Here is an 11,715-nt window from a genome sequence, read left to right as displayed (position 1 = left end):
ATGCCACGTAGCCTGAAGAAGGGTCCTTTCGTAGACCAGCACCTCTTTGTCAAGGTAGCTAGGGAAAACGATAAGGGCACCAAGAACGTCATCAAGACCTGGTCCCGCCGCTCGATGATCATCCCGGACATGCTGGGTCACACGATCGCCGTGCACGATGGTCGCAAGCACATCCCCGTGTTTGTTACCGAGTCGATGGTCGGGCACAAGCTCGGCGAATTCGCCGCCACGCGGACATTCCGCGGCCATGTCAAGGACGACCGTAAGGGCAAGCGCCGCTAGGCGTTTGGCACTTACGGCTAAGACGAGAGAAGGATAGCAATGGAAGCCAAGGCAAGTGCGCGTCATCTGCGCGTCACGCCTATGAAGGCCCGGCGCGTCGTCAACCTGATTCGTGGCAAGCAGGCGAATGAGGCATTGGCGATTTTGAAGTTTGCCCCCCAGGCAGCTTCGGAGCCGGTATTCAAGGTAGTCCAGTCCGCAGTGGCTAACGCCCGCGTTCTGGCTGATCGCGACAGCATCGCGTTCAATGAAAATGATCTTTACATCAGCGAAATCTTCGTTGATGACGGCCCGACCATGAAGCGGTTCCAGCCGCGTGCCCAGGGTCGTGCGTTCCAGATCAAGAAGCGCACCAGCCACGTCACAGTGGTTGTCGCTACCCCCGAGAAAGAGGAGGCTCGCTAAGTGGGACAGAAAGTAAACCCGCACGGGTTCCGTCTCGGGATCACCACGGACCACCGTTCACACTGGTTCGCGGACAGCAACAAGCCCGGACAGCGTTACAAGGACTTCGTAAAAGAAGACATCAAGATCCGCGCACTCATGTCCACGGGCATGGACCGCGCAGGTATTTCCAAGGTTGAGATCGAGCGCACCCGTGACCGTGTACGTGTGGACATCCACACCGCACGTCCCGGAATTGTGATCGGCCGCCGTGGAGCAGAAGCAGACCGCATCCGCGGCGAGCTTGAAAAGCTCACCGGCAAGCAGGTTCAGCTGAACATCCTGGAAGTAAAGAACCCGGAAGCAGACGCTCAGCTTGTTGCCCAGGGCATCGCAGAGCAGCTGACCTCACGAGTGGCTTTCCGCCGCGCGATGAAGAAGGCCATGCAGTCCGCACAGCGCACCGGCAGTGTCAAGGGCATCCGTGTCGCTTGCGCCGGTCGCCTGGGTGGCGCTGAAATGTCCCGCACCGAGTTCTACCGCGAAGGTCGTGTGCCCCTGCACACCTTGCGCGCCAACATCGATTACGGCTTCTTCGAAGCCAAGACCGTGTTCGGCCGCATCGGTGTCAAGGTCTGGATCTACAAGGGCGACGTCACGAGCAAGGAACTGGCTGCCCAGGCAGCTGCCGCCCCTGCCCGTGGCCGTGGCCCCCGTCGTGACGGCGATGACCGCGGACCCCGCGGCCCCCGCGCCGGTGGCGACCGTCGTCGCACCGACCGTCCCGAAGCTGCTGCCCCGGCTGCTGCCGCGGTTGAAGCTCCTGTAGCTGGCGAGAGTGCAGCTCCGGTAGCAGAAGGAGGACAGGCTTAAATGCTTATCCCACGTCGAGTAAAGTTCCGCAAGCAGCACCACCCGGGTCGTTCCGGGCAGGCTACTGGTGGCACCACGGTCTCGTTTGGTGAGTGGGGCATTCAGGCCCTGACGCCCGCCTACGTCACCAACCGCCAGATCGAGTCCGCTCGTATCGCCATGACGCGTCACATCAAGCGTGGCGGAAAGGTGTGGATCAACATCTACCCTGACCGTCCGTTGACGAAGAAGCCGGCCGAAACCCGCATGGGTTCCGGTAAGGGTTCTCCCGAATGGTGGATTGCCAATGTCAAGCCCGGCCGTGTTCTCTTTGAACTCTCCGGTGTATCAGAAGAGGTAGCTCGCGAGGCCCTGCGCCTGGCAATCCACAAGCTGCCGTTGAAAGCACGCATCGTGCGTCGCGAAGGTGGTGAGTAGAGATGTCAGTTGGATCCAAGGATCTGGCCCCCACACAGCTGGACGGGTTCGACAACGAGCGTCTTGTTGAAGAACTCCGGAAGGCCAAGGAGGAGCTGTTCAACCTGCGTTTTCAGTCCGCCACCGGTCAGCTGGAAAGCCACGGTCGTTTGCGCGTTGTAAAGCGCGACATCGCCCGCATCTACACAGTGCTGCGTGAGCGCGAGCTGGGCATTCGCCCGGACGTTGTTGCCGCTGCACCGGTGGAGAAGGCCTCCAAGAAGGCTGACAAGGAAGCCAAGAAGGCCTCCAAGAAGGCTGAAGAATCTGAGGAGGACGCCAAGTGAGCGATTCTGTAAATAACAATGAAGCCGGCGCGGAGACTGTAGTCCGTGGCGACCGTAAGAAGATGCGTGGCTACGTCGTCTCCGACAAGATGGATAAAACCATCGTTGTCGAAGTTGAGGACCGTGTAAAGCACGCCCTCTACGGCAAGGTTCTGCGCCGCAACAAGAAGGTCAAGGCTCACGATGAGGAGAACACCGCCGGCATCGGCGACATGGTCCTCATCAGCGAGACTCGTCCGCTGTCCGCTACCAAGCGGTTCCGCCTCGTCGAGATCATCGAAAAGGCCAAGTAAGCCTTCAGCTTCGTGCTGATTGATTACCAACGTGTTGGGCCCGTCACCGTTTTCGGTGGCGGGCCCAACGTGCGTTTGACGCCCCTAATGCTCGACGGCGGCCGCATTCGGTGTCGGGACTGGCATTCCATCGGCTGGGCCCACGAGCGAGAGGGACCCGCTGCGAGCTTGCGAGCGGTGGGAGCGCTCGGGGACTTCGGCCTCCCTGACGTCGCCTACGGAAACACCAGGCCCGCCGCCTGGGTTTCGCCGGCGCCCGAAGCCGAGGAAATGTCGCGCTGCGAAGGTGCCACGACGGTGCATGGCGCGGACGGGGCGTCGCTGATTGCTTATGCGGGTGGCTCGTGGCCAAGCCTGCGCATGGCGGAACTGTCCGTACTTTATGAGCACTGCCCACGTCTCGGCCTGCGCAGCTTGTCCACTGGCGCAGGCTTGGCTGGCTGTCAATGCGCATAAAGGAACTCCCGAGCACCTGTTCGCCACAAATGCAGCCCCACGGCCGCCGTCTCGGCGCAACCAGAGGGCGAAAGTTTGTGGCCAAGGTGACGCCGTGGGTGGGCGAACGGCGTAAGGTGTGGTAGCGCCGTCGTGCTAGGATTGTCTATTGCTGCGCCTTTTCTGTGCCGCCGTTTTTCGGCAGTGGCAGTGGGTGCGCAATTACCTCGTAAATGCTCGTGCCACTACAAACTGCCGTCCGAATCGTGGAGCGATCCACCAAACGGTGCGGAAAGTGCAGTTGGCATGAGACATTTAGGCGTGTTTTGGCAAAATCCAGGCACGTCGAGAGACATCCCGATCAATCCGTTCCGCAAGGCTTGTCCATTGATGTTTTTTGGCCAAGAACCGGCGCGACGAACAGGAGACACTAGTGATTCAGCAGGAGTCGCGGCTTAAGGTCGCCGACAACACGGGTGCCAAGGAAATCTTGACAATCCGCGTTCTCGGTGGATCCGGGCGCCGCTACGCAGGCATTGGCGACACCATTGTCGCTACCGTCAAGGATGCAATTCCCGGCGGAAACGTAAAGAAGGGTGACGTCGTCAAGGCTGTCATCGTTCGCACAAAGAAGGAACGTCGTCGTTCAGACGGTTCCTACATCAAGTTCGACGAGAACGCCGCAGTCCTTCTCAAGAGCGACGGGGACCCCCGTGGAACCCGTATCTTCGGCCCGGTTGGCCGTGAACTTCGGGACAAGAAGTTCATGAAAATCATCTCGTTGGCTCCGGAGGTGCTGTAACTTATGGCAAAGATCAAGAAGGGTGACCTGGTTCAGGTCATCACAGGTGGCAAGGCCGAACGTGGCGGCGACCGTGGCAAGCAGGGCAAGGTCCTGAAGGTTTACGCAGAATCCAACCGCGTGTTGGTTGAAGGCGTCAACCGGGTCACCAAGCACACCAAGGCCGGTCAGACGGAACGTGGCACCAACACCGGTGGCATTGAAATCGTCGAGGCACCCATTCACATCTCCAACGTTGCCGTGGTGGACCCGTCCACCAAGAAGCCGACCCGCGTTGGCTACCGCATCGAAACCGTAGAGCGCGATGGCCGCCAGCGTCAAGTACGCATCCGCGTTGCCAAGGCCTCGGGGAAGGATCTGGCATGAGCGCCGCAGTTGCAGAGAACACGCCCAAGGTCGCGCCTCGCCTGAAGACCCGCTATGCAGCGGAAATCAAGGCGACGCTGACGGAGGAATTCAAGTACGCGAACGTGAACCAGGTTCCGCGCCTGGTCAAGGTCGTTGTCAACATGGGTGTTGGAGAAGCCGCTAAGGACTCCAAGATCATTGACGGCGCCGTCCGCGACCTCACAGCCATCACCGGCCAGAAGCCCCAGGTTTCCAAGGCCCGCAAGTCGATCGCACAGTTCAAGCTGCGCGAAGGCATGCCGATCGGTTGCCACGCCACGTTGCGTGGAGACCGCATGTGGGAATTCCTTGACCGCTTGGTCACGTTGGCACTGCCCCGTATCCGCGATTTCCGCGGCCTGAGCGGCAAGCAGTTCGACGGCAATGGCAACTACACCTTCGGTTTGACCGAGCAGGTTATGTTCCACGAGATCGACCAGGACAACATTGACCGCGTTCGCGGCATGGACATCACTGTCGTGACCACAGCAAAGACCGATGACGAAGGCCGCTCGCTGCTTAAGGCGCTTGGCTTCCCGTTCAAATCCGAAGATAACTAATCTACGTAAAAGGTCCGTTCTGTGAAATGAACCGCTCGAGATCTGATCTTGAGGCGGCCGCTTCACGTGAAGGAAACCGTTACGAGGAAGGGCAAGCGCCCACATGACAATGACAGATCCCGTCGCAGACATGCTTACGCGTCTGCGCAACGCAAACTCGGCACACCACGACACCGTGTCCATGCCGTTTAGCAAGCTTAAGGGCCACATCGCCGACATCCTCAAGGCACAGGGTTACATTGCTGCCTGGAAGGTTGAAGACGCTGAAGTTGGCAAGAAGCTGACCATCGACCTCAAGTACGGCCCCAGCCGCGAGCGTTCAATCGCTGGCCTGCGCCGCATTTCCAAGCCCGGACTGCGCGTTTACGCCAAGTCCACCAACCTCCCCAACGTGTTGGGTGGTTTGGGTGTCGCCATCCTGTCGACGTCGTCCGGTCTGCTGACCGACCGCCAGGCTGCCAAGAAGGGCGTGGGTGGGGAAGTCCTCGCCTACGTCTGGTAGTAGAGAAGGGAAAGAATAATGTCACGTATTGGACGTCTCCCCATCTCCGTGCCTGCCGGCGTCGAGGTCAAGGTTGAAGACAACCTGGTCTCCGTCAAGGGCCCGAAGGGAACGCTGGAGCACACTGTCCCCAGCCCCATCACGGTCGCTCTCGAAGAGAACACCATCTCGGTTAGCCGCCCCAACGACGAGCGCGCATCACGCTCACTCCATGGCCTGACCCGCACCCTCATTGACAACCTGATCATCGGTGTCACCGCGGGCTACGAGAAGAAGCTGGAAATTGTTGGTACCGGTTACCGCGTTGTCGCCAAGGGCGCAAACCTTGAGTTTGCCCTCGGCTACAGCCACCCCGTTGTCGTTGAGGCACCGGCTGGCATCACCCTGACGGTTGAGGGCCCCACAAAGCTCTCCGTCGCAGGCATTGACAAGCAGCAGGTGGGCGAAGTTGCTGCCAACATCCGCAAGCTGCGCAAGCCCGACCCCTATAAGGGCAAGGGCGTTCGCTACGCAGGCGAGATCATCCGCCGCAAGGTCGGAAAGGCTGGTAAGTAACCATGGCACTATCCGTAAGAGGAAAGTCCAAGGCCGCAGCACGCGGCCGTCGCCACCTGCGCGTGCGCAAGCGCGTCAGCGGCACCACTGTTCGACCGCGTCTGGTGGTCAACCGCTCTGCCCGTCACATCTTCGTGCAGGTCATCGATGACACCCAGGGCCTGACCCTGGTGTCGGCGTCGACCCTCGAAGCAGACCTGCGCTCCTTCGACGGTGACAAGACCGCCAAGGCCAAGCGCATTGGCGAGCTCGTTGCCGAGCGCGCCAAGGCTGCCGGAATCGACGCGGTTGTCTTCGACCGTGGCGGTAACCGGTACCACGGCCGTGTTGCAGCTGTTGCTGACGGCGCACGTGAAGGCGGTCTGGCACTGTGACCGAAAACATTAACAAGGAGAACACTGTGTCAGAAGCAACTGCAACTGACGGAGCGGCTGCGAAGACCGAGACTGCAGCAGCAACCGACGGCGGCCGTGGCCGCGGCGGTCGCGAAGGTGGTCGTGGCGGCCGCGAAGGCGGTCGCGACGGCGGCCGTGGCCGTGGGCGCGACGGCGGCCGCGAGGCCGAGAAGAACCAGTTCATCGAGCGCGTTGTAAACATCAACCGTGTGGCCAAGGTCGTCAAGGGTGGTCGTCGCTTCAGCTTCACCGCCCTGGTGATCGTCGGCGACGGCAACGGTCTGGTTGGCGTCGGCTACGGCAAGGCCAAGGAAGTTCCCGCGGCCATTGCCAAGGGTGTTGAAGAGGCCAAGAAGTCCTTCTTCCGCGTCCCGCTGATCGGCAAGACGGTTCCGCACCGCGTCCAGGGCGAAGCCGCTGCCGGCGTCGTCCTGCTGCGTCCGGCTGCTGCCGGTACCGGTGTTATTGCCGGTGGTCCGGTGCGCGCCGTGCTGGAATGCGTTGGCATCCACGATGTGCTGTCCAAGTCCCTCGGATCCTCGAACGCCATCAACATTGTTCATGCAACGGTTGATGCGCTCAAGCGCCTGGAAGACCCCAAGGCTGTTGCGGCTCGCCGCGGCCTGCCCTTGGATGAGGTCGCCCCGGCTGTGCTGCTGCGCAATATGCAAAAGGCAGGTCTGTAATGACAACACCAAAGAACATTCAGGTTTCCGACGCGAAGCTGAAAATCACGCAGACCAGGTCCGTCATTGGCGGCAAGCAGAACCAGAAGGATACCCTTCGCTCACTGGGCCTGAAGCACATCGGCGACTCTGTTGTCCGTACGGCTGACGCAGTGACCGCGGGCATGATCAACACGGTTCCGCACCTGGTAAAGGTTGAGGAGGCGAAGTAAAAGTGGCTGCTGAAAAGAAGACTGTAGAAACTGCTGAGAAGCAGAATGCACTGAAGATTCACCACCTGCGCCCGGCACCTGGCGCCAAGACGGCTAAAACCCGTGTTGGCCGTGGTGAAGGATCCAAGGGTAAGACCGCAGGCCGCGGTACCAAGGGTACTAAGGCCCGCTACCAGATCAAGGCTGGCTTTGCCGGCGGCCAGTTGCCGCTGCACATGCGCCTGCCGAAGCTGCGTGGCTTCAAGAACCCGTTCCGCGTCGAGTTCCAGGTTGTAAACCTGGACAAGCTGAGCGAGCTCTTCCCCGAAGGTGGCGTTGTCACCGTCGAAACACTGGTTGAAAAGGGTGCCGTTCGCAAGAACCAGCCCGTGAAGGTGCTGGGCACCGGCGACATCACCGTCAAGGTTGATGTCTCCGCCCACGCCTTCTCCACCAGCGCAGCGGAAAAGATCACTGCTGCAGGTGGCACCGCCACCGAACTGTAAACAGTTCAAAATGCGCACATCTAGCGACTAGACTCCTGGTGGGCGGGGCTTATGTTCCGCCCGCCAGGAGTCTTTTGCTTCCGTGACAGCCTTCCGTGACAGCCTTCGGTCCGCCGGCCTTGCCCGGCAGCCCGCCCCCGCAGTTTCAGTGCGAGCCAGATCACCCGCTAGAATCTTTCCTTGGGTTCACTTGAGAGCCCTTACTTTCACCACTAGACATCAGGAGGACGCTTGCTTACCGCATTTGGCCGCGCCTTTCGCACGCCTGATCTGCGACGCAAGTTGTTGTTCACGCTGGGAATCCTCGCCATCTTCCGCCTGGGTGCTTTCATCCCCTCGCCCGGAATTGATTACCGAAATGTCCAACAATGCGTGAGCAGCGCTAACACAAGCCAGGGCATTTACCAGCTTGTGAACTTGTTCAGCGGCGGCGCCTTGCTGCAGGTTTCCATCTTTGCGCTGGGAATTATGCCGTACATCACCGCGAGCATCATCGTCCAGCTGCTGCGTGTCGTCATTCCCCGTTTCCAGGAACTTCACCTCGAAGGAGCCCAGGGCCAGGGCCAGCTGACGCAGTACACGCGTTACCTGACCATCGCACTTGGCCTCCTTAACGCCACCACCCTGGTGACCTTGGCCCGTTCCGGCCAGTTGTTCTCCGGCTGTGGTGCCGCGGGCAGCGCCGGCGCCCTGATCCCCAACGACAACCTGGTGACCATTGGCCTGTTGATCCTAACCCTGACCGCCGGCTCCGGCCTGATCATGTGGATGGGCGAGCTCGTCACCGAAAAGGGCGTCGGCAACGGCATGTCCCTGCTGATCTTTGTCGCCATCGCGGCCCAGTTCCCGACCTCCCTCGGCGCCATCCTGAAGACCCAGGGCTGGGGCACCTTCCTCATCGTCCTGGTCCTTGGCCTGGTCATCGTGGCACTGGTTGTATTTGTGGAACAGTCGCAGCGACGTGTGCCGGTTCAGTACGCCAAGCGCATGATTGGCCGCCGCACCATGGGCGGCACCAGCACGTACATCCCGATCAAGGTCAACATGGCCGGCGTCATCCCCGTCATCTTTGCCTCGTCGATGCTGTACCTGCCGGCATTGCTGGCGCAGTTCGCCACGCCTAAGAACGGTGCCAACGTTCCGGGCTGGATCGAATGGATCAACAACTACCTCACACGTGGCGACCATCCGATCTACATGTTGATGTACTTCCTGCTGACCATTGGCTTTACGTACTTCTATGTCGCGATTACTTTCAATCCGGAAGAAGTCTCTGACAACATGAAGAAGTACGGCGGGTTCATCCCCGGCATTCGTGCCGGTAAGCCGACGCAGGACTACCTGCAGTATGTAATCTCCCGCGTTACCCTGCCGGGATCGTTGTACCTGGGCATCGTTGCCCTGATCCCGTTGATCGCCCTCGTCATGATCGGGGCAAACCAGAACTTCCCGTTCGGCGGAACCTCGCTGTTGATTATTGTCGGTGTCGGGTTGGAGACGGTCAAGCAGATTGATGCACAACTCCAACAGCGCCACTACGAAGGGCTATTGCGATGACAAGAATGCTGATCATTGGACCCCCCGGGTCAGGAAAAGGAACGCAGGCTGAACGCATCTGTGGGGAGCTGGGCATTGTTGCCATCTCCACGGGCGACATTTTCCGTGCCAACGTCAAGGGTGAGACCCCGTTGGGCCTGGAAGCGAAGCAGTACATGGACAATGGCGACTTCGTTCCAGACAGCGTGACCAACCGGATGGTCCGTGACCGGCTCGCCCAGGACGACGTCGTTGACGGCTTTCTCCTGGACGGTTACCCCCGCACCACGGCACAGGTTGACGAGCTCGACGACATCCTGGCCACGGCGGGCGCCACCCTTGATGTTGTGGTGCAGCTGACTGCCGACGACGAGGAACTGGTCAAGCGCCTCCATGGCCGTGCGCAGGACACGGGGCGCAGCGACGACACCGAAGCTGTGATCCGCCACCGGCTGGATCTTTACCGTGAACAGACCGAAGTTGTGGTTGCCCGCTATGCGGAGCGCGGCATCCTGGCCAAGGTCGACGGGCTTGGGGACATCGACGATGTCACGGCCCGCGTCATGGACGCCATCAGGGGCGCGTAGTCCCCACGCCCTCCCCGGCCTCGTTCCTCACCCGGGGCCCCTCGGGCGCGTGGGCCCACCACGCCCTCCCCGGCCTCGTTCCTCACCCGGGGCCCCTCGGGCGCGTGGGCCCACCACGCCCTCCCCGGCACTCAAATGGGTGCCATGCAAGAGAGGAGGGCTCTTTCCCGCGAGTGGGAAGGAGCCCTCAACGTTTTTTCCAGTGAAGGGATCCAGCCATGGCATTTGGCCAGCAGCGGATTGAGTACAAGACCATCGACCAGATGCGCATCATGCATCGCAGCGGGCTCATTCTCGATGACGCGCTGGACCAGGTGATCGCCGCCGCCGCGCCGGGCACCACCACCGGTGAACTGGACGCCATCTTTGCCCGCCTGATCAAGAAGGCCGGCGCCACTTCAAACTTCCTGGGCTATTACGACTACCCGGCGTCGATCTGCACCTCCGTCAACGAGGAAGTGGTCCACGGCATCCCCGGCCAGCGTGCGCTCAAGGCCGGCGACGTCCTGTCCATCGACGGCGGGGCCATCGTGGAAGGCTGGCATTCCGACTCCGCCCGCACCACCATTGTGGGCGGCGCCACGGCTGAAGACCCCCAGGACCGCCGCCTGAGCGACGTCACCGAGGAAGGCATGTGGCGCGGCATCGCTGCCATGGCAACGGCCAAGTACGTCGGCGACATCGGTGACGCGATTGACGAGTATGTCACCTCCCAGCCGGGAAATCCGCTGGGAATCCTCGAGGACTATGTCGGCCACGGCATTGGTTCGGCCATGCACATGGCCCCCGACGTGCTCAACTACAGTTCCAAGCACCGCGGCCCCAAGCTCAAGCCCGGCATGTGCCTGGCCATTGAGCCCATGCTGGTGCGCGGCGGCCTGGAAACCAGGACGCTGGCCGATGATTGGACAGTTGTCACCGAGGACAGGGCCCGGGCCGCGCACTGGGAGCATTCCGTGGCTGTCCATGCCAAGGGCATCTGGGTGTTGACAGCGGCCGACGGCGGAGCGGGGCGACTGGCGCCGTTGGGCGTCACCCCCGTTCCGCTGGGCTGACCACCACTCCGGCTGCGCCCCTAACGCACGCCACGGTCCCGGCGAACAATTCGCCGGGACCGTGGCACAACTATTTAACCCCCCGTTGCGTCCCGTCCACCTGCCCGTCACCAAAGGTGGACCGCGGGACCCTAGCGTGGAGCGTGAGGCCGTGGCAGGCACCGCAACACGGCGGGCCGGACCGCCGCGGTCCAATCGAGGAGGGGTGCCAAGACACATGCGCATCTATGCCCACCGAGGCGTTTCGGCACACTACCCGGAAAACACGCTGGCCTCCTTTGCCCGCGCGATCGAGCTTGGTGTTGAAGGCATTGAACTCGACGTGCACCTGTCCGGGGACGGCGTGCCGGTGGTCATCCACGACGGCACCGTCGACCGGACCACCAACGGCACCGGTGTTGTCGCGGAATTCACCGCAAGGCAGCTGAACCTGCTCGACGCCGGACACCGCCAACATGTGCCGTCGTTGGCGCAGGTCCTGGACCTGGCCGCGGGCAAGGTGCGAGTGAACATCGAGATCAAAGACGCCGCCGTCGTCAGGCCCGTGCTCGGGGCCGTCGCCGGCCGGGCGGAGCTTGATTGGTTTGCCTCCTCCAGCGACTGGCGCGCCCTGGCAGAAGTACGGCGGCTGGCCCCGGACAGCGACTGTTACCCGCTCACGTTGGGCCATTCGATCGGGCCGGGCGGTCCCGGCGACCTGGGCGAAGCCCTCAATTTTGCACTCATGCACCGCAGCTCCGGCGTGTCCGTCTGGGAGGGGTGCCTGGACCGGGAAGCCGTTGACACCATCCACGCCAAAGGGCTGGCGGCCTGGGCCTGGACCGTCAATGATGAAGGACGTGCCCGCGAGCTGGCAGGATTCGGCGTGGACGCCCTGTGCGCGGACGATCCCGAGCTGATCCGCAACGCCCTTTCCACTCCGTTCCTGGGGCGGTAAGGGACC

Annotated in this window: 19 protein-coding genes; all 19 read left to right on the top strand. The window is 61.6% G+C overall.

Annotation, left to right across the window (positions count from 1 at the left end; translation table 11 throughout):
- Positions 1-282: a 30S ribosomal protein S19 gene (gene rpsS, locus CVV68_RS11025; RefSeq protein ID WP_019481497.1), complete on the top strand. Its 282-nt coding sequence runs from the start codon at positions 1-3 to the stop codon at positions 280-282.
- Between the two features lie 39 nt (positions 283-321).
- Positions 322-687, top strand: a complete 366-nt coding sequence (gene rplV, locus CVV68_RS11020; RefSeq protein WP_062007555.1) for a 50S ribosomal protein L22 — start codon at positions 322-324, stop codon at positions 685-687.
- The gene (gene rpsC, locus CVV68_RS11015) at positions 688-1,539 is read left to right on the top strand and encodes a 30S ribosomal protein S3 (protein ID WP_110501051.1); all 852 of its coding nucleotides are present in this window, start codon (positions 688-690) and stop codon (positions 1,537-1,539) included.
- The gene (gene rplP, locus CVV68_RS11010) at positions 1,540-1,956 is read left to right on the top strand and encodes a 50S ribosomal protein L16 (RefSeq protein WP_104086646.1); all 417 of its coding nucleotides are present in this window, start codon (positions 1,540-1,542) and stop codon (positions 1,954-1,956) included. It begins immediately after the preceding gene.
- A 2-nt stretch (positions 1,957-1,958) separates the two neighbouring features.
- Positions 1,959-2,282: a 50S ribosomal protein L29 gene (rpmC, locus tag CVV68_RS11005; protein ID WP_110501050.1), complete on the top strand. Its 324-nt coding sequence runs from the start codon at positions 1,959-1,961 to the stop codon at positions 2,280-2,282.
- A gap of 62 nt (positions 2,283-2,344) precedes the next feature.
- A complete protein-coding gene (rpsQ, locus tag CVV68_RS11000) occupies positions 2,345-2,575 on the top strand; it encodes a 30S ribosomal protein S17 (RefSeq protein ID WP_110501116.1) in 231 nt (76 codons plus the stop codon).
- Between the two features lie 868 nt (positions 2,576-3,443).
- Positions 3,444-3,812 (top strand): 50S ribosomal protein L14, encoded by a 369-nt coding sequence (rplN, locus tag CVV68_RS10995; RefSeq protein WP_062009772.1) that lies wholly within the window; start codon positions 3,444-3,446, stop codon positions 3,810-3,812.
- Positions 3,813-3,815: 3 nt separating this feature from the next.
- Entirely contained in the window at positions 3,816-4,178 is a 363-nt protein-coding gene (rplX, locus tag CVV68_RS10990; protein WP_110501049.1) for a 50S ribosomal protein L24, read from the top strand.
- Positions 4,175-4,759 (top strand): 50S ribosomal protein L5, encoded by a 585-nt coding sequence (gene rplE, locus CVV68_RS10985; RefSeq protein WP_110501048.1) that lies wholly within the window; start codon positions 4,175-4,177, stop codon positions 4,757-4,759. The genes rplX and rplE overlap by 4 nt, the downstream gene beginning before the upstream one ends.
- A 103-nt stretch (positions 4,760-4,862) precedes the next feature.
- Positions 4,863-5,261, top strand: coding sequence for a 30S ribosomal protein S8 (gene rpsH, locus CVV68_RS10980; RefSeq protein ID WP_110501047.1), 399 nt, complete (start codon positions 4,863-4,865; stop codon positions 5,259-5,261).
- An 18-nt stretch (positions 5,262-5,279) separates the two neighbouring features.
- The gene (gene rplF / locus CVV68_RS10975) at positions 5,280-5,816 is read left to right on the top strand and encodes a 50S ribosomal protein L6 (RefSeq protein WP_110501046.1); all 537 of its coding nucleotides are present in this window, start codon (positions 5,280-5,282) and stop codon (positions 5,814-5,816) included.
- Positions 5,817-5,818: 2 nt separating this feature from the next.
- The gene (rplR, locus tag CVV68_RS10970) at positions 5,819-6,190 is read left to right on the top strand and encodes a 50S ribosomal protein L18 (RefSeq protein WP_110501045.1); all 372 of its coding nucleotides are present in this window, start codon (positions 5,819-5,821) and stop codon (positions 6,188-6,190) included.
- Positions 6,187-6,897: a 30S ribosomal protein S5 gene (gene rpsE / locus CVV68_RS10965; RefSeq protein WP_110501044.1), complete on the top strand. Its 711-nt coding sequence runs from the start codon at positions 6,187-6,189 to the stop codon at positions 6,895-6,897. The genes rplR and rpsE overlap by 4 nt, the downstream gene beginning before the upstream one ends.
- Positions 6,897-7,109 (top strand): 50S ribosomal protein L30, encoded by a 213-nt coding sequence (rpmD, locus tag CVV68_RS10960; protein ID WP_110501043.1) that lies wholly within the window; start codon positions 6,897-6,899, stop codon positions 7,107-7,109. Before rpsE ends, rpmD begins: the two co-directional genes overlap by 1 nt.
- 2 nt (positions 7,110-7,111) lie before the next feature.
- A complete protein-coding gene (rplO, locus tag CVV68_RS10955) occupies positions 7,112-7,594 on the top strand; it encodes a 50S ribosomal protein L15 (RefSeq protein ID WP_110501042.1) in 483 nt (160 codons plus the stop codon).
- Between the two features lie 231 nt (positions 7,595-7,825).
- Positions 7,826-9,151: a preprotein translocase subunit SecY gene (gene secY, locus CVV68_RS10950; RefSeq protein WP_110501041.1), complete on the top strand. Its 1,326-nt coding sequence runs from the start codon at positions 7,826-7,828 to the stop codon at positions 9,149-9,151.
- Complete coding sequence (locus tag CVV68_RS10945) at positions 9,148-9,717, top strand: adenylate kinase (RefSeq protein WP_110501040.1); 570 nt, start codon at positions 9,148-9,150, stop codon at positions 9,715-9,717. The genes secY and CVV68_RS10945 overlap by 4 nt, the downstream gene beginning before the upstream one ends.
- A 218-nt stretch (positions 9,718-9,935) precedes the next feature.
- Positions 9,936-10,772, top strand: coding sequence for a type I methionyl aminopeptidase (gene map / locus CVV68_RS10940; protein ID WP_110501039.1), 837 nt, complete (start codon positions 9,936-9,938; stop codon positions 10,770-10,772).
- 217 nt (positions 10,773-10,989) lie between these two features.
- Complete coding sequence (locus tag CVV68_RS10935) at positions 10,990-11,709, top strand: glycerophosphodiester phosphodiesterase (protein ID WP_110501038.1); 720 nt, start codon at positions 10,990-10,992, stop codon at positions 11,707-11,709.
- The last annotated feature ends 6 nt before the right edge of the window (positions 11,710-11,715 follow it).

Origin of the sequence: Arthrobacter livingstonensis, assembly GCF_003219815.1 — a bacterium.
Classification (GTDB): domain Bacteria; phylum Actinomycetota; class Actinomycetes; order Actinomycetales; family Micrococcaceae; genus Specibacter; species Specibacter livingstonensis.
Note: the sequence above shows the minus strand (reverse complement) of the source record. Positions and strands in the feature narration are given on the sequence as shown.